Source organism: Actinoplanes sp. NPDC019969 (assembly GCF_055562375.1).
This window is the reverse complement of the sequence record NZ_JBVHFK010000001.1, coordinates 546,607-562,975: the sequence shown is the minus strand read 5'-3', so window position 1 is coordinate 562,975 and position 16,369 is coordinate 546,607. Positions and strand designations below refer to the sequence as shown.

General features: G+C 67.4%; 16 protein-coding genes. 5 read left to right on the top strand and 11 right to left on the bottom strand.

Going from position 1 to position 16,369, the window contains the following annotated elements; translation table 11 throughout:
* Window positions 1-244: 244 nt before the first annotated feature.
* From ACZ3II_RS02620 to ACZ3II_RS02610, 3 genes are all read right to left on the bottom strand, one after another.
* Window positions 245-577 carry a hypothetical protein gene (locus ACZ3II_RS02620; protein ID WP_465515864.1) on the bottom strand — a complete coding sequence of 111 codons (333 nt, stop codon included), beginning with the start codon at window positions 575-577 and terminating at the stop codon, window positions 245-247.
* An 842-nt stretch (window positions 578-1,419) separates the two neighbouring features.
* The gene (locus ACZ3II_RS02615; RefSeq protein WP_465515863.1) at window positions 1,420-1,899 is read right to left on the bottom strand and encodes a hypothetical protein; all 480 of its coding nucleotides are present in this window, start codon (window positions 1,897-1,899) and stop codon (window positions 1,420-1,422) included.
* A 46-nt stretch (window positions 1,900-1,945) separates the two neighbouring features.
* Entirely contained in the window at window positions 1,946-2,209 is a 264-nt protein-coding gene (locus ACZ3II_RS02610; protein WP_465515862.1) for a hypothetical protein, read from the bottom strand.
* A gap of 235 nt (window positions 2,210-2,444) precedes the next feature.
* Between ACZ3II_RS02610 and ACZ3II_RS02605 the strand changes: the two genes are divergently transcribed.
* Window positions 2,445-3,578, top strand: a complete 1,134-nt coding sequence (locus ACZ3II_RS02605; RefSeq protein WP_465515861.1) for a helix-turn-helix transcriptional regulator — start codon at window positions 2,445-2,447, stop codon at window positions 3,576-3,578.
* On the opposite strand, the gene ACZ3II_RS02600 is transcribed toward ACZ3II_RS02605, so the two are convergent.
* The 4 genes from ACZ3II_RS02600 to ACZ3II_RS02585 form a co-directional block, all read right to left on the bottom strand.
* Window positions 3,575-4,147, bottom strand: a complete 573-nt coding sequence (locus ACZ3II_RS02600) for an NUDIX hydrolase (protein WP_465515860.1) — start codon at window positions 4,145-4,147, stop codon at window positions 3,575-3,577. The genes ACZ3II_RS02605 and ACZ3II_RS02600 overlap by 4 nt on opposite strands.
* 188 nt (window positions 4,148-4,335) lie before the next feature.
* Window positions 4,336-5,361 (bottom strand): hypothetical protein, encoded by a 1,026-nt coding sequence (locus ACZ3II_RS02595; RefSeq protein ID WP_465515859.1) that lies wholly within the window; start codon window positions 5,359-5,361, stop codon window positions 4,336-4,338.
* Window positions 5,358-5,684 carry a hypothetical protein gene (locus ACZ3II_RS02590; RefSeq protein ID WP_465515858.1) on the bottom strand — a complete coding sequence of 109 codons (327 nt, stop codon included), beginning with the start codon at window positions 5,682-5,684 and terminating at the stop codon, window positions 5,358-5,360. The genes ACZ3II_RS02595 and ACZ3II_RS02590 overlap by 4 nt, the downstream gene beginning before the upstream one ends.
* A 114-nt stretch (window positions 5,685-5,798) precedes the next feature.
* Complete coding sequence (locus ACZ3II_RS02585) at window positions 5,799-7,130, bottom strand: tyrosine-type recombinase/integrase (RefSeq protein ID WP_465515857.1); 1,332 nt, start codon at window positions 7,128-7,130, stop codon at window positions 5,799-5,801.
* A 311-nt stretch (window positions 7,131-7,441) separates the two neighbouring features.
* Between ACZ3II_RS02585 and ACZ3II_RS02580 the strand changes: the two genes are divergently transcribed.
* From ACZ3II_RS02580 to ACZ3II_RS02570, 3 genes are all read left to right on the top strand, one after another.
* Window positions 7,442-7,792 (top strand): hypothetical protein, encoded by a 351-nt coding sequence (locus ACZ3II_RS02580; protein ID WP_465515856.1) that lies wholly within the window; start codon window positions 7,442-7,444, stop codon window positions 7,790-7,792.
* Between the two features lie 115 nt (window positions 7,793-7,907).
* Complete coding sequence (locus tag ACZ3II_RS02575) at window positions 7,908-8,324, top strand: DUF4190 domain-containing protein (RefSeq protein ID WP_465515855.1); 417 nt, start codon at window positions 7,908-7,910, stop codon at window positions 8,322-8,324.
* 236 nt (window positions 8,325-8,560) lie between these two features.
* Complete coding sequence (locus tag ACZ3II_RS02570) at window positions 8,561-9,160, top strand: hypothetical protein (RefSeq protein WP_465515854.1); 600 nt, start codon at window positions 8,561-8,563, stop codon at window positions 9,158-9,160.
* 4 nt (window positions 9,161-9,164) lie between these two features.
* On the opposite strand, the gene ACZ3II_RS02565 is transcribed toward ACZ3II_RS02570, so the two are convergent.
* Complete coding sequence (locus tag ACZ3II_RS02565) at window positions 9,165-9,668, bottom strand: DUF2199 domain-containing protein (protein WP_465515853.1); 504 nt, start codon at window positions 9,666-9,668, stop codon at window positions 9,165-9,167.
* A gap of 117 nt (window positions 9,669-9,785) precedes the next feature.
* On the opposite strand from ACZ3II_RS02565, the gene ACZ3II_RS02560 reads away from it, so the two are divergent.
* On the top strand, window positions 9,786-11,030 hold the full coding sequence (locus ACZ3II_RS02560; protein WP_465515852.1) for a GAF domain-containing sensor histidine kinase: 1,245 nt from the start codon (window positions 9,786-9,788) through the stop codon (window positions 11,028-11,030).
* Between the two features lie 53 nt (window positions 11,031-11,083).
* Here ACZ3II_RS02560 and ACZ3II_RS02555 read toward each other — a convergent pair whose 3' ends face one another.
* The 3 genes from ACZ3II_RS02555 to ACZ3II_RS02545 all read right to left on the bottom strand — a co-directional run bounded on the left by ACZ3II_RS02555 (window position 11,084) and on the right by ACZ3II_RS02545 (window position 16,331).
* Window positions 11,084-13,459, bottom strand: a complete 2,376-nt coding sequence (locus tag ACZ3II_RS02555; protein WP_465515851.1) for a bifunctional polysaccharide deacetylase/glycosyltransferase family 2 protein — start codon at window positions 13,457-13,459, stop codon at window positions 11,084-11,086.
* Window positions 13,456-14,310 (bottom strand): hypothetical protein, encoded by an 855-nt coding sequence (locus tag ACZ3II_RS02550; RefSeq protein WP_465515850.1) that lies wholly within the window; start codon window positions 14,308-14,310, stop codon window positions 13,456-13,458. Before ACZ3II_RS02550 ends, ACZ3II_RS02555 begins: the two co-directional genes overlap by 4 nt.
* 440 nt (window positions 14,311-14,750) lie before the next feature.
* Entirely contained in the window at window positions 14,751-16,331 is a 1,581-nt protein-coding gene (locus ACZ3II_RS02545) for a dolichyl-phosphate-mannose--protein mannosyltransferase (RefSeq protein WP_465515849.1), read from the bottom strand.
* Between the last annotated feature and the right edge of the window lie 38 nt (window positions 16,332-16,369).

The window sequence follows — 16,369 nt, the reverse complement described above, 5'->3', positions numbered from 1 at the left end:
CCGGTGGCGATGGCGGTCAGCCCGGCGTTCAGGCACAGTCGGCGCCATGACCGGGCCATACGTAGCCGTAGGAACCAGAAGCCGTAGAGGTACCACCAGGCTCGGCGAGCCTTCCACGCCAGGAGCACCCCGGTGAGGGCCCAGAGGCCTACGGCGATGGTTGCGTACGGAATCAGCGTGCGCCCCAGCTCGGCCAGGTGATCCAGCTGCAGCGCAGGGCCAGTGACGGGGTTCGGTGGGGCCATCAAGCCTCCGCCTTGGCGCCCCGAGCCGATCGGGTCGTCTCGGGCTGCCGGGCGTAGATCGACGCGGCGCGGTAGGAGAGGCCGTGCCGGCCCTCGATCTCCCACAGCGACACGTCCAGTTCGGTGAGGCCGACCATGGTGCCCTCGGTGACGCCGACGGGCTCGGCAGCGGTCTGTACGTCGATGACAGACGCCTTCCGGGTGCCGGTGCGCCGGAGCGCTACACCGGTCACCCAGAGGGTGTTGCCGTCGCGGTCCTTGCGGACCTGACCATCCATGTCGGTGCGCTGCTCCGGCGCGGAGACGCACATCAGGCCGGTCAGGCGTGTCATGTCGATCGGGATGTTGCTCTGCATACGTTGATCAACTCCTGTGTTGGATGGGTCCGTCGTTTGACGCCACGGAGGGCGTGAGGTCACCGGCTGGAGGCAGTGGCAGGCCCTTGACCGGGTGCAGGGGTCCGAATCCCCGGATGCGCTGATCAGCGGTACGGGAAGGTGCCCGCCTGATCGCTGGAGACGGAACGGGACCGTCGGAGTGCGTACAACTTTCCCTACTTGGTCAAGGAGGTCAGACCGGGAGAAGGGAAGGGGTGTGGGTGCGGGGAGGGGCCTGCGGCCTTCGGCCGGTCCCCCTCCCGCCCGTAGGGGCAGGGCGCAGGCAGGCGCGACAGCAGGAGGCTTCCGGTGGACCGTTCCGACGACCGGATCCGGACGACCGGTGCCGGGCCGAACCGCCATGACCGGCCGCCCGCAACCCGGCACCAGGCGGCCGATTACGCCGTCGTGAGCTTTTCAGAGGAGAGAATGCCTCGGTGCTACCGCGGTTGAGTGCTACGGGGTGTTGCCACCATGCATCATCGAGAACCCCCTTCCCGCGACGCTCTGACCCATGCGAGGGGTCGCTCGGCCGCTGCCTTCAAAAGTACGAGCCACAGGTAATGATGCAAGTGAATGGAAATGATCCCGAGGCGGCCGCGGATCCGGGTCGGTGCTCGCGCGTGATGACTCGTGTTGGGCAGTCCGCGCCGGTGCTTCCGAGTCCTGAGAACTCTGACGCCATGCGCGGAAACGTCTAAATCATCGGCACGGGCCGGGAGGCGTCGGGGTGCGCTCTGAGGTGCTGCCGCGCCGGGCGAGCCCGGCTTGCCACTGATGAGTGTGATCTGGGTGGGTCAGCAGGTCTCAGTCGCCTCTTTGTGCCGGCGATAGGCGCAAACCGCGCGGTGCGATCGAGCGTCGTCCTCGTTCAGCCACTTGTTCCGAGGACCCGTCAGGACGTCGAGTGCCCGCCGCCGCATCTCTCCTGTCGTGCTGGTCTCCATCTCCGCCCACAGCAAGCCTGCCTCGTCGTGACGGCCGCACCGCTCCAGCAGTCTCAGACACAGGATCGCCGCCATCACGACGCCGTCGCGCTGTCCGATGATCGTGCCGTCCCACGCTTGCCGGAGAACCGCCACCGCGTCTTCACAGCAGCCAAGGCCATGCAAGGCCAACACCCAGTGCACCCGTGCCTGATCAGCTCGTGCCCACTGCCGACGTTGTTCGGCCCCGATCACCGCGGCGTCCCACGCTGCGGCAGCCCTCGTCACCACGCGCAGCCTCGGGGGACCGTCGCCAACCACCGCGGGGCCGTCTACCGGGAGCGTCGTCATCGTTGCTCTCTCCCCGCTTGCGACAGGGCCACGCAGGTGCTCGCGATCATGACTGCCCGGCCAGCAGGCCCGGAGCACCGACGCGGACGGCACCGACCAGTTCAGGGCGTGTCGCGCCAGGCTGCCGGGTCGGCAACCTCAGCGTGCGCGAGAAGATCACCACCGCGTTCTCCCGCCGCCAGCACGGACCCAGCGAATCGCAGGCCAGACAGCGTCCGGTCGCGCTCGATGTCACATGCTCGTCGAGAATCGCCTGTGCCTCGCTGAGCTGCCGCTCCGCCGATGTCGCGTAGTACGTGTTCCCGGACATGCAGGGCCTCCAAGACCTCGGGGACGTGCCGTTTCCAATCCCTGCGCCTGCCGTCGATTGAGACGAATTACTTGATCATTTGCGCTTCAGGCGGGTTGGGCATCAACCAAGGCAAGCTCCTGCCGGGAGACCGTGAAAGCCAATAGCTATTAACAGATCAGGGTTAACCCCTGGGCTTGAGCAGGAAGTCTCGGCATCCTGAGACCTGGCAGTCTCGCGAGTTCAGGAGGGCGGGATGTACTCGATCGGCTTACGGGAGGCGCGCAACGCGCGTGGATGGTCCCAGCGCCGTCTCGTGGCTGGAATCGAAGAGTATGCACGACGCCGAGGCCTCGGAATCGCGTCCACTCCGAGCCTCATCGTCTATGTATCGGAATGGGAGAACGGGCGGAGGGCGCTGTCCGATTCCTATGCCGTAATCCTTCGCGCCGTTCTCGGAGTCACCGACGGAGAGTTGTTCGGCGATGACCCCGGTCCGGTGCCACTCAGTTCGGACGGCTACGTCCAGCTGCTTGAGTCGATCGACTCCGCGCGTAGCGTGGGCCGGGGGATGGTTGGCACCCTGCTCGCCCAGACGGAGTTGCTGCGCACCATGGACCGGCAAGCCGGAGCCGCATCCCTCGTCGATCAGATGGGCTCACATCTGGCCGCTCTGCAAGAGGTCTTGACTTTCGCCGTTCTGCCGGACGCCCGGAGGCCTGTTGCGATCGCGCTCGCCGGGGCCGCCACCCTGGCGGCTTGGCAAGCGCTGGACGTCGGTGCGGCGGATAGAGCCTGGCGCCACTACGAGCTTGCGAAGACGGCGGCCCGAGACGCCGATGAGATCGCATACCTGGCGCACGCTATGGCGGAGCAGGCATACGTCCTCGTCGAGGCCGGAAGGCACGATCTGGCTGTCTCGCTGGCACGGGAAGCACAGCGAACCGGGGGCAGCCGAGTATCGAGCCGACTTTCCGCATGGTTGAACGCGGTGGAAGGGGAGCTGTGCGCGCTGGCTGGTCTTCCGGAGGACTGCCGGCGCGCCGTTGATCGCGCCGTAGCTGACCTGCCGCCGGACAGCGACGATCGAGACCCGGAGATGGTCAGCATCTTCCTGAACCGAAGCCATTTCGATCGATGGCGCGGCAATACGCTGGCTCTCATCGGCGACGACAACGCCGTCGGAGAGCTATACGGGGTGCTCGAGACGATGGACCCGACCTTTGTCCGGGCTCGTGCCGGGGTGTACAGCCACCTGGCCCAGGCTCACCTCGTTCGAGAGGAAGCCGAAGACGCACGATCGTGCCTACTCACGGCACGACGTCTGGCCGGCCAGACCGGGTCGGTGCGGCATCGCCGCCGGGTAGAGCGGTTGATGCGGGCGGTTTAAGGCCGTCCCGGCTCGATGCCGAAGGCCAGGATGTGGAGCAGCGCCAGCAGCGTTCCAGAGCTGAGGATCTCGCCCTTCGCGATCAGGTCACGGACAACTGCCAGCGGGATCCAGGCAACCTCGCCGGACTCTTCGCCACGCTCAGGCTCGCCCACCAGGTCGGCACCCCGGCCGACGAAGATCACGTGGGGTGCGTCGACCATGCCGATGATCGGTTGATAGGCGAGGACTCTCCGAAGAGCATGAGGCCGCCACCCGGTCTCCTCCTCGACTTCCCGGGCGGCTGTAACGGCTGCATCTTCGCCAGGATCCAGGAGACCGCCGGGTAGCTCCCAAGCCCACTTGTCCGGCACGAAGCGGTACTGGCGCAGCATAAGCACCCGATCCTGGCTGTCAACGACCGCAGCGATAGCGGCGCTGTTCAGACGGACGACATGGTGCTCGAATCGATCGACACCAGGGGGTTCGATGTCGACGCGAGACAGGGTCACCCACCGGTTCTCGTAGATCCTCTTCTCGCCATGGACTCGCCAGGCAGGTGCCGGCTCGTTCACCTCGGACGACGCCATCAGTTCCCGGCCTCCAGCGAGTTCGGCGCAACAGAGCGGCCCGCGTTTGGGTTAGACCATTCGGAGATTGCTCATGGCAATCTATCGTGCGTCTCCGGCAGAGAAGCAGCGCGGCTGCTATTTTCCCTTTGGCGTGGCTACCAGCAATGTCTCTGTTCGCTTCTGGCGCCGTAGCCTCGAGACGTATTTCAGTCCTTTTCGGTGATGAGCAGCAGGCGTGGCTTTCCATCGTCGACAGAAATTACGGCGTCATACCTTCCCCTGTGCTTTTCGGTAGTCGATCCGAGGAGAAATACGTCGTAGACGAGCGTCATCGAGTAGTCGCCGACTACATGAAATAGGCCGGTAGTCTTATCGAAAGTGTCTTCGGAGTTCAGTGTTGGATCGCCATGAAGTGTCCAACTCGCTTTATCGGACGGTGTTGCGGCACTTCCCGGCGGGCATTCTGGCGGCAGCGGGGAACGCTTGGCAGCAGCGCACTTCTTGAACGTAGTTCCCACTAGGTAGCGAAGCTCGTTTGGGTCGATCGATGGCTCCGTTTTCAGCGTGTCCGGCTTCGGTGATTCGTCGTAGTTGCCGAGCTCGGCGACTACAGCTTTACCGTTTACCCATTCGACCCTAGCCCAATAGTCGATTACTGTCAGGGATATCTGTGGTCCTGAAGCTGTTCGGTAGGTGGCCGACATCGGCGCGGTGCCGAGTACGTGGAAACGGCCTTCTTCGCCGTTGTATCTGACGATCGCGCCTTCACTCGGATTTCCGTGTATGTTCCATTTTACGTCGTCCGCGCCACCGCTCCAGTCGCTCACACGCTGCGGGCAATTGACGGGCTCGAGGACGACCGATTTAGCGCAATTCTTGAGAGTTGATATTGTAGCTTGAAGCACTGCTGCATCGTTCGATCCCGCTGGCCTGACACCGTTCTCTTCGGGTAGCGAAGGTTTGGCTTCTGGGATGATATTCACTAGAAAGCAAAGGCCCGCGATGACAATGGCTATGCCTGCGAAGATCTTTTTGATGTCGGGCAAAGGGGTTGGCGGCGTGTCGCTCTCGTCGTCTTCACTGCTGGAGTTGTCGGCGGGTGATCCCTCCGGAGTGTTCCATACGGTGAAAATGCCCTGATTGATAAAAGAGCCCTGCGCATTTCCGATACTGCCGTCGCCTTCTACCTTTATCTTGTTCGGCCGCTGAGTCGAATTGTCTCTACCTGTCACGAGCGGGCACTTTCGTCGGTTGCGCCCGTTTCGCCCGTGATGATGAAGCTGTTTTGAGCGGATCCGATTGATCCGTTGCCTTTCACTTTGATCACCGTACTAGCAGGGGTTGTAGTCGCAGTAGGCGTTCGGACCGGGGGTTGGGGGTTAACCCAGGTCAACCACGTCACGATGAGGGCAAGAGTGGCGACTATGAGGCCAGCGACGGCAACCCAAGTTGCTGAAGTCGTCTTGTCTTGGCTGCGGAGCATGATCGAGAAAGCCGCTGAAGCAATCAAGATCAGAATAGGGCCGGCGATCGTTGCGATTTTCCGCTTGGACACACGTTCATAGTCGCGGAGCGATGCAACGATTGGAAGTCTTGCCAGGTGAGTTGTTGCGGTGCGTGGTTTGCCCGGTCGGTTTGGGCTGAATACTGCAAGATTCGCGATTCGAGCTTAGCGGTTGCGGATCCGAGCGAAGGCGTCCACGGCGGCGTCGTCGGCTTCGGGGAGGGTGTGGAGGTACTTCTGGGTGGTGGAGATGTTGGCGTGGCCGAGGCGCTCCTTCACTACCTGGAGGTCGGCGCCGCCGGCCAGGAGCCATGAGGCGTGGGCGTGGCGGAGGTCGTGGATGCGGACCTTGCCGATCTGGGCCTTCTCCAGGGCGGGGTACCAGATGGCGGTGCGGAACCAGGAGCGCGGGATGTGGCCGTCGGTGGTCAGGCCGCGTTTGCCTCGCGGGGAGTCCTTGCCGTTGGCGCGGCGCTGGGCGCGGTAGATGGAGAAGGCGTCTTTGCAGTGCTGGCAGCGGCACTTTCCGGCGGTGTAGGCGCTCAGGGTGCCGTGCCGATACTGGCGGCCCTGCTCGTTCGGGTCGGTGAGGCCAAGGGAGTCGGGGTCGGGGACGGCGCGCAGCCGCGGGGCCGACACGTTCTCCGGATCACGGATGGCGAACAGGAGATCATCCGGGCGGAGGCCGTTCTCGGTCACATGAGCCTGGAGCTTGGTGGACATCTGAGGACTCAGCTTCAAACGCCGGTGCTCCTCGTCCTTCGGATACTCCTTCACCAGGAAGCGGTCATTTGAGGGATGGAACCGCTTGCTCAACTCGACGGCGACTCGGCTCACGACGAGCGTACGGCTGGCGAAGTTGATGTCTTTGGGGCGCAACTCGGTGAGTTCGCCCCAGCGGAGGCCGGTCTCGATGTCGGTCTCGATCAGGAGCCGGAACTCGTTCTCCGGCAGGACCGCGTACAGGGTGTCGAACTGTTCCGGGGTGACGATCTCGCGGATCTTCTTCGGGATGGCCGGCGTGCGGACGCCCTTGCACGGGTGGAGGAAGGTGACCTGGTCGTTCAGGGCGGTCGTGAAGATGGCGCTGAGGATGGTCATGCAGTAGCGGATGGTCGGCGGCTTTACGCCCTGGATGACCAGATCGGCGATCCACTCGCGGACGTGCGACGGGAGGATCTCCACCATCTTCATCGGCCCGAAGTGAGGGACGATGACCTTGTCCAGGTAGTAGGTGTAGTTCTCGCGGGTGCGCAGCTCGATCATGTGGTTGGGCAGCCACTCGTCGGCCACGTACGTCGCGAAGGTCTGCCGCCCACGTCGAGGATCACCGGCGCGGCCCTCGGCGACCTTCGTCTCGGCTCGCTGCCAGGCCTTGTCGGACTCCTTCTTATTGGGGAAGGTTCCGGCCGAGCGCTCGATGCCCCGGATGTCCAAGTAGTAGGCGGTGTACCGCGCTTTGCCGTCGCGGCCGGTTCGCTTCCGTGAGAACCCCATCGCGATCACCCCGTACCCGATCAAGATCGTTTGACCGTCGTTTGACCGTGGACTGAGCGCTACCGGCCGGTATCAGCCATCACTGGTCAACATGACGTTCGATGCCCTGAACTGCACTTTAGCGGCAGAATCAGGATCAGGTACATCGATAAAAATCCCTGGAATCCCCGTTCGCATCGAGGGGGTCTGGGGTTCAAATCCCCACAGCTCCACCCTTATTTACGACGGCCAGCGGAAACGCTGGCCGTTATTCGTTGGGCCCGCAGCCGGGAATGCCGTGGCGCGGTCCGGGTTCGGTAGCGTTGCCCGCTGTGGGACTCGTGTGGCGTGACGCGGCGCAGATGCTGGCCGGGTTGCTCCGCCGGCGTGGCGTGGACCCCGACTGTGTGCACGACGTCGCGGCGGCATGGCAGGCGTTCACCGAGTTCCTGGCGTTGCCGGTCGACGGCCTGGAGCCGCTGGAGCACAACGCCGACGGTTTCATGGTGCAGTGGGGCCGGTACGGCTGGAACGACCGGTTGTCCAGTCTCAGCTTCACCCGGGAGTTCGCCGTCGACGTGGGTGCTGAGAAGGGCCGGTATCAGCCTCAGCACCCGGCGCTGCGGGCGGCGTGGGTGAGCGCTCCGGCTCGCAGTTCCCTCATGCTGTACGACGCCGGTTGATTAGGAGCACAGGCATCGGCTTTTCGGGTGGATCAGTGGGACGAACATCCGTACGGGATCGCGCGGGGAGAAGCGGTGCGGTATGACGCTTTCCTGACGATCGTGAAGGATGACGATGAGCTACGACCCGTATGGGCAGCAGTACCACCAGAACCCGCAGCAGCCGTACCCGCCGCAGTACCACGGGCACTACCGGCAGGTGTCTCCGCCGCCTCCGGTGTATGCCTACCCGCAGCCGGTGATCATTCAGGCGGTGCCCACGTCAGGGTGGGCGACGGCGTCGCTCGTGCTGGGGATCCTCGGGATCCTGGGTGGATGGTGCCTGGTCGGGATCCCGTGCATTCTCGCGATCATCGCTGGGCACATCGGCATGTCCGAGACGCGGACCGGGGTCAAGGGCGGGCGGGGCCTGGCGGTGTCCGGGCTGATCCTCGGGTACGTGTGTGTCCTCCCGGCAGTGGCGATCTTCGCGATGGGCGGGATCGGCGCGATGCTCACCGGCGTCGCGCCATCGGTGACGACCAGTCCCTGACTCGGCGTTGACGCCCCACGAGAGCCGGGGCGGGCGCCCGGAGGGTGTGCGGTCGGGGACGGCCGGCCGCGTACCCCGGGAATGGGGTTTGCGGGGTTGATTCCCGGTTTTCGGGCTGTCCGGCTCGATGGCGCCGATGATCGGCTCGTGGGTGGTGGAACTTCGGCTCGTTGCTGGTCGGCGGTGGTCGGCTGTCCCGAGGAACGCCGAGTCGAGGGGGAGCGATGAGCCGGAGAATGACGCGCGCGCTTGGGCTGGGGATCGGGCTGGTGACCGGGGCGATGATCGGCGCGGGGCCGGCGGTGGCGGCGGAATGTTGCAAGCTGCCCGGTGTCGGGGATGTGGTCGAAGCCGGTGAGAAGGCCGGTGGGGACATCTCGCGGGAGCTGAAGAACGCCCGGGACACCGTTCTCGGGGGGACCGGGGGCGGGGGATCGCCGCTGTCCGGGCCGGCGGCTGCGGCGGCTGCAGCGGCTGCCACCGCGGCGGCTGCGGCTGCGGCGGCGCCGGTGGATGACGCCGTGAAGTACGTCGAGGACGGCTCGCAGAAGGTGCGGGACAGCGTTCTGCAGGCCGCGGACGACGCCTGGGAGGACGGCTCGAAGACGGCGCAGCGGGTCCGGGACGACGCCGGCGACTGGGCTTCGGACTATCTCGAGGAGCGGCTGCGGGAAGCGGCCAAGGAGGCGCTGTCCGGGACCGGTAAGGGGAACGGTTCGGGAACCGGTGGCACCGAGGGCGACGGGCAGGAGTGGGTTCCGGTCGAGGGCGACCCCGGCGAGGACCAGGGGAGCGACTCCGACGAGGGCTATCCGTACGACGAGGACGAGTGGTAGGCGCCTAGCGGTGCAGGTGGAAGGAGGCGATCTCCTCCACCCGCGCCCGGGTGACGCCGGCGAGCTGCTCGACCGCGAGGGGATGGCCGGTGGGCTCCAGCTCGATGTACGGGAGGCGGCCGACCGGGCGGGTGTGCACGTTGGTTCGCAGGTTCAGGGTGGAGGGCTCGTAACCGGCGATGACGTTGGAGAGCCACCCGAAGTAGGGCGGCTCGGACTCCCGGCCCGGGTGTTCCCAGACGTCGACGGCGCGGGTGAAGTTGGCGCGGCTCAGGGACACCCACATGCTGTACGTGAAGACGTCGCCGGTGTCCCAGACCGGCAGTTCGATCATGCCGCGGATGAAGAACTGTTCGCCGCCGATCACGCACAGGTCGGCGTCGAGCAGGCAGTCCTCCCGGTTCGCCATCTCCGGCAGCCAGTAGTCCGGGGCCGGGGCGGCGAAGCTGAGCGGCGGGCCGTCGTGGATGGCGCCGCACGTGCCGCAGGCGAACTGCTCGGTGCTCATGGGCGGGAAGCATAACGGCTTGTCAGCGGCCCTTCCCCGGCCACCGGATCTGGGGGAAATGCGAGAATTGCTACTTTTGAGTGGTACCTCTGAAGCAAGTCTCGGAGGTGACGCCCCATGAAAGCTCCACTGCCCGACAACGAGATCGAGCGGTTGGCCGCGCTGTACTCGCTCGACATCCTGGACAGTCCACCGGAGAAGGACTTCGACGACATCGTCGCGCTGGCCGCCGGTGTCTGCGAGGCGCCGATCGCCTCGGTCAGCCTGGTCGACGCGGACCGTCAGTGGGCCAAGGCCCGGACCGGGTCGGAGGTGGCCGAGACGGCACGGGACGTCTCGTTCTGCGCCCACGCCATCCTCGGCCGGGACCTGCTGGTGGTGCCGGACGCCCGGGAGGACGGCAGGTTCGCCGACAATCCGTCGGTGACAGCGGAGAACGGCATCCGGTTCTACGCGGGCGCGCCGCTGATGACCACCGACGGGTTCGCCCTCGGCACGCTCTGCGTGATGGACACCGTGCCCCGGCGGCTGGACGTGGAGCAGCAGCAGGCGCTGCGCGCGCTGGCCCGCCAGGTCACCGCCCAGCTGGAACTGCGGCGGTACGCCTTCGCACTGGCCAACACCACGGCCCGGCTGCAGGAGCTGGAACGCCGCAAGGACGACCTGGCCGGGCTGGTCGGCGGGGAGCTGCGGTCGTCGCTGCGGCTCATGTCGGCGTACCTGGACCGGCTCGGCGACACCGGTTACCACGACGTGGAGATGGCCGACCTGGTCGCCCGGGCCACCGCGGCGCACGTGCGCGGCTTCCGGGAGCTGATCGACCACCTGACCACGATGGCCGACGCCGGGCTCGGCGGGGACAGCCTGCACATGCGCCAGTGCGACCTGACCCGGGTCACCCAGCGGGCGGTGGAGGCGGTCCGGCCGATCGCTGCCAGCAAGCACATCTGGATCCTGAACCAGGCCGGCGGGCCGTCGCTGCCGATCATCGCCGACCCGGTGCGCCTCGAACAGGTGCTGACGCACCTGCTGTTCGCGGCGGTGAAGTACACCCCGGAGGGCGGCCGGGTGCGGGTCGGCACGGAGATGGAGTCCGGGCCGACGGTACGGCTGGACGACATGGACCTGCCCGACGGCATACGGCCCGACCTGTTCCCGCACCTGTACTACGGCGCCATCGCCAATCCGGCCGACGTGCCCGGCCCGGACCGGGGACTGGCCGTGGCCAAGCGGATCCTGGACGCGCACCACGCCACGGTGGCGCTCTCCGACCGGCCCGGTGACGGGACCTCGCTGCACGTGGTCTTCCCGTACGCCGAACTGACCCCGGCCGAGCTGATCCGGGATCTGGCCGTCGCCTGACAACGGGAAACCCGCCCTCGATCGGCTGCAGTTCGATCGAGGGCGGGTCCGTCTCACAACCTCTCGTGGAGGTCCTGGTGCGTCTGCTGGGTGGGCACGACCGGCGGCGCGACGGCCCGGCCGATGCCGTGCGGCGCCGGCGGCCGGTCGTCCAGCGCCGGTGGCCAGGTGTCGACCAGCGGGGCCACGGCGGGCCCGGGTGGCGGCGGCGCCGGGGACGGTGACCGGGGTGTCAGGCCGGCCCGGTTGAGTTTGTGCCAGCGCAGCCGGCCGCCGGTCAGGGCGGTGGTCGCCGACTGCAGCAGCACCAGGTACATCAGCTGCCGGTAGGCGAACTGCTGCAAGGGCAACCGCAGCAGCGGCTTGTACGACTCCCGGTCCAGCCGGAACGCGACGGCCGCGGTGAACAGTTGCAGCGCCAGCATGCCGAGCCAGGCAGTGACCGTCTCGCCCAGCTCCCAGAAGACCAGGCCGTAGACGAGCATGATGTCGACGACCGGGGCGAGCATCGGCAGCGCCACCCCGAACAGGGCCAGGAACGGCAGCCCGACCCGCCCGAAACGTCCCGAGGGCCCGGAGTCCCACAGCGACTTCCGGTGCTTCCACATCGCCTGCATGGTCCCGTAGCTCCACCGGTACCGCTGCCGGTACAGCTGCTCCAGGGTGGCCGGCGCCTCGGTCCAGGCGCGCGCGTTCTCCTCGTAGACGACCCGCCATCCGGCCCGGCACATCGCCATCGTGACGTCGGTGTCCTCGGCGAGCGTCTCGTCGCTGACCCCGCCGACCTGGGCGAGAGCCTTGCGCCGGAACGCGCCGATCGCGCCGGGCACGGTCGGCATGCAGTTCATCACCTCGTAGAGGCGGCGGTCCAGGTTGAAGCCGATCACGTACTCGATGTGCTGCCACAGTGCGACGGTGGTCTCCCGGTTGCCGACCTTGACGTTGCCGGCGACCGCCCCGACCTCCGGGTCGGCGAACGGCTGGACCAGCAGCCGCAGCGCCTCCGGCTCGAAGATGGTGTCGCCGTCGACCATGACGATCAGGTCGTGCCGGGCCATCGCGACACCGGTGTTGAGGGCGTTCGGCTTGCCGCCGTTGGGGACCCGGACCACCCGTACGTTCGGCATCCGCATCCGGTCGACGATGTCGGCCGTGCCGTCTGTGGAGCCGTCGTCGACCACCACCACCTCGATCTCGGTGTGGTCGCCGCAGGCCAGCGACCGGACGGCGGCCTCGATGCCCTCCTTCTCGTTGTAGGCGGGCACGATCACCGACACCGGCTCGGTGACCGGCGGGCCCCAGCTCCAGCCGGGCTTGCGGCGCTGCCGGGCGTGCCGGGTGGCGAGCAGGAGGAGCATCAGGGTACGGCCGATCGTCAGCGTCCCGACCACCAGGAACAGCCCGGCGATCACCGTGACCATCCCGTCGGCCAGGTCCACGGTCCAGATCAGCGCGAGGCCCCGCCACTCGTCGTGCGCCGGCGCCGCCGGGTTCAGCGGCAGCGGGGTGAGCGCCTCGGTGCTCTCCAGCCGGTCGCTGCCGGCCCGCGCGGCCTGTTCGGCGATGCTCAGGTTCAGGCCCTCGGTGATCGTGGTGAACCGGTAGCCCTGGGCCTTCATCTTCGGGATGAACTCGTCCAGCGCCGCGACGGTCTGCGAACGGTCGCCGCCGGCGTCGTGGAACAGCATCACCGCGGACTGGCCACCGGGTGGGGTCGCGCTCGCGACGATCCGGTCGACGCCGGGGCGCTTCCAGTCCTCGCTGTCGGTGTCGTTGACGACGACCAGGTAGCCGAGCGCGCCGGCCTCCTTGACCAGCTTCCAGTTCTCCTCGTCGATCGCGGCGTTCTTCGACGAGTAGGGGAACCGGGCCAGGTTGGTGCGCACGCCGGTCGCCTTCGCGATCGCCATCTGCGTCTGGGACAGCTCCAGCGCCCGCCGCCACGGCGCCAGCCGCTGCATGTTCGGGTGCGTGAAGGTGTGCAGCCCGAGCTCGTTGCCGCCCTCGACGATCCGGCCGGCCACCTCCGGGTTGCGGGCCACCTGCGACCCGACCACGAAGAACGTGCCGCGGGCGTCGTGTTTGCGCAGCACCTCGAGCACCTTGGGGGTCCACTCCGGGTCCGGGCCGTCGTCGAAGGTGAGCGCGATCGTCTTGGCCGGCAGCCGGGTGGTGCTCTCCTGGCCGCCGGTGGTGTTGATGATCGGGCCGCCCTTGAGGATCTGGGCGGGCACCCCGGCCTGGTCGCCGACCTCGGTCTGCACGTGGTCGTTGGTGAACTCGGCGTTGATGTACGCCTGCACGACCAGGACCGCGACGAACGAGAGGACCAGCAGCGAGCCGAGGAGCACGCGCGGGCGGGGCAGGAGCCGCCGCCGGCTGCGGCCGCGGGCCCGGCGGCCGGGCGTCGGCGCGGGGGCGGCCGTCACGGCGCCGCCCGGGTCGGCGGGGCGGCGCTGCCGGCGGGTTCCGCCACCTCCGGGGAGGGGGCCGGGGCCGGCGGGGTGGTCACCGCCGGCTCGGGCCGCGCGGTGCTCTCCGGCGCCGGCCCGCCTCCGCCCGATCCGCCGCTGGTCGTGGGCTTCTCCTCCGCGACGGGCTTGTCGGCGACGGGCTTGTCGGCGACGGGCTTGTCGGCCACGGGCTTGTCGGTGACGGGCGGCGGGACCGGGGCCACCGGTCCGCCGCCGCCGGTGCCGCCGTCGTTGGTTCCCGCCGGGGGCGGGACCGGGCCGGGTGGCGGCGTGGTGGTGGTGCTGGTGCCGGGGTTCGGCTTGGGCGGCTGGCTGACGGTGCCGGACTCGACCGGCTTGGTGACCACCGGGGTGGACGACGTCGACTTCGACGGCGTCGGACTGGCCGACCTCGACGGTGTGGCGGGCGCCTTGCGGGAGGTCGCGGTGGTGACCGGCCGGCGCGGCACGGATTCGCCGCGGTTCGCCGACTCCACGATCCGGCGGGCCGGGGTGGTGCTCGGCGCCGGGTCGGGGGTGGGTGTGGTCTTGGGCGCGGGCTGAGGTTTCTTCTCGTCGCGGTCGTCCTCGATGCCGGGCAGCGGCAGTACGGCGCTCATGCTCACCGGACCGCCGGCCAGGCTGACGCTGATCAGCGCGCCGTACCCGAGGAGGACGACACCGAAGGCCAACGCGAGGCGCCGGAGGAATCGGCTGCGTCGTCCGGTGGAGTCCACGAACACCGGTGCGGGCGCCGGGACGGCGATCACCTCGGTCGGACCGGCGGGGTCGACGTGGTGCGAGTTCTTTGGCTCCTGCGAAGTCACGCGGCGAAGCCTAAGAACATTTATCGCGATCTTGTCACACATCACTCACAAGGGGGACAGCCGACTGATCACCTGAAATAGGACGAAATGGTGAGCTGGGCTGTTCGACCCGGTGGGGACAGGTGCGCCGGTTCCCGGAGACCGTTTCGCTGAGCTGCGGCGCGAGGGGAAACCAAAAGACGTTACGCCCTGATCGGCAGCAATTTGCTGTCGCATTCCCGACTCATTTACCGAGCGATTCTCGCAAAACGATAAAACCTATAAGCGAGGTAAGAGCATAATGTCCGAATCGCTGGGATGGAGGCAGCGACACGACAATCTCGCGCCGTGACCCGTTGTGCACGCCATCCCGCCTCGTTAAGCTTCTCCTGCGCGCCCCAATCGCCCGCTTCCCCCGTGGCAGGCGATCGGGGCGCGCCCTTTCGTTTGCGGGCCCGATCTCAGATCCAGCGGCCGCCCAGCCACATGCGAACCGACCAGTCGTCGTACGGCATGAGCGTGCCCACAAAAATCGGGTGGAAGTAGGCGAAACACAGCGCAACCAGGATGACGAAGGTCGCCGCCACGACGGTGCCGACGATCTGCCGGTCCGAGCGCGCCGCCCCCGACACCATCCCGTCCGGCGGCGTCATGATCGCCCCGAGGGCGTAGACGACCGCCAGGATGAGGAACGGCAGCGCCGGCATCGCGTAGAACGAGAACATGGTCCGGCCGTCCTTGACCGCGAAGTAGAACCACGGCAGCAGGCCGCCGACCACCCCGGTGATGATCGCGTAGGCCCGCCAGTCGCGCCGGGCGATGCCGAACCATGCCACCACGAACGTCGCGGGGATGAACGCCCACCACAGGATCGGCGTACCCAGGAGCAGGATCTCGGCCGCGCAGCTGGCCGTGCCGCACCCGCCGGCCGAGCTCCAGTAGAACGCCACCGGCCGGCCCAGCAGCAGCCACTGCCACGGCCACGACTGGTAGGTGTGCTTCTGGGTCAGTCCGGTGTGGAAGTTGAACGCTTCCTGGTGATAGTGGATCAGGTTGAGCAGCGGGCCGATGACCGGCGGCTCGCTCCACCCGTTGTCCGCCCGGTAGTGCCGGAAGTAGCCGACGTCGGTCACGAACCAGCCGGTCCAGGTCGCCAGGTAGACCAGGACGGTCAGCACGAAGCTGAGGATCAGCCAGCCCAGGTCGCCGAGGATGCCGGCGACGATCGGCCCGCGGACCCCGGCGGAACGCCGCGCCTGCACCCGCCAGACCAGCACCAGGCCGGCGAAGAACGGGGCGAAGAACAGCGCGCTCCACTTGACCCCGCAGGCCATGCCGAAGGTGATCCCGGAGACCAGCAGCCACCACGGCACGATCCGCGGGATGTGCGGGGTGGCGTCCGGGTCGAAACCCCTCTCCAGCGCGCGCTGCCAGCTGCGCCGGTAATGGTCCCGGTCGAGCACCATCGCGGCGAACGTCATCAGGATGAACAGGCCGATGAAGATGTCCAGCAGCGACGTGCGGGACAGGACCAGCTGGAAGCCGTCCAGCGTCATCAGCAGGCCGGCGGTCCCGGCCAGCACGATGGAGTGGAACATCCGGTAAGCGACCCGGATCAGGATCAGCACCATCAGAGTGCCGGCCACCGCCGTGGAGAACCGCCAGCCGAACTCGTTGTCGCCGAAGAAGTGCTCGCCGAACGCGATCAGCCACTTGCCCAGCGGCGGGTGCACGACATAGGCCGCGCCGTCCACCTTCTCGTCCCACTCCACGCCGTGCTGCAGCATGTCCCAGGCGTCGGTGGGGTAGTAGACCTCGTCGAAGATGTGGCCCTTGATCCGGTCCAGGCCGGAGAACCGCAGGATGCCGGCGGCCGCCGTGATGGCCAGCGTCACCAGCCAGGAATAGGGGTCGAAGCGCCGGTCCAGCGTCGACAGGCGACGCCGGACGATCTGGGGGATGGCACGCACGCCCGGCGACCCCGCCCCGGCGGGGGAGTCCGCGGTGGTGGTGTCTGTCTCAGCTGTCGCCGCCGTCGTCACCCCGCGATCGTAGGCTGCGACTCTGAGAACCGATGCCC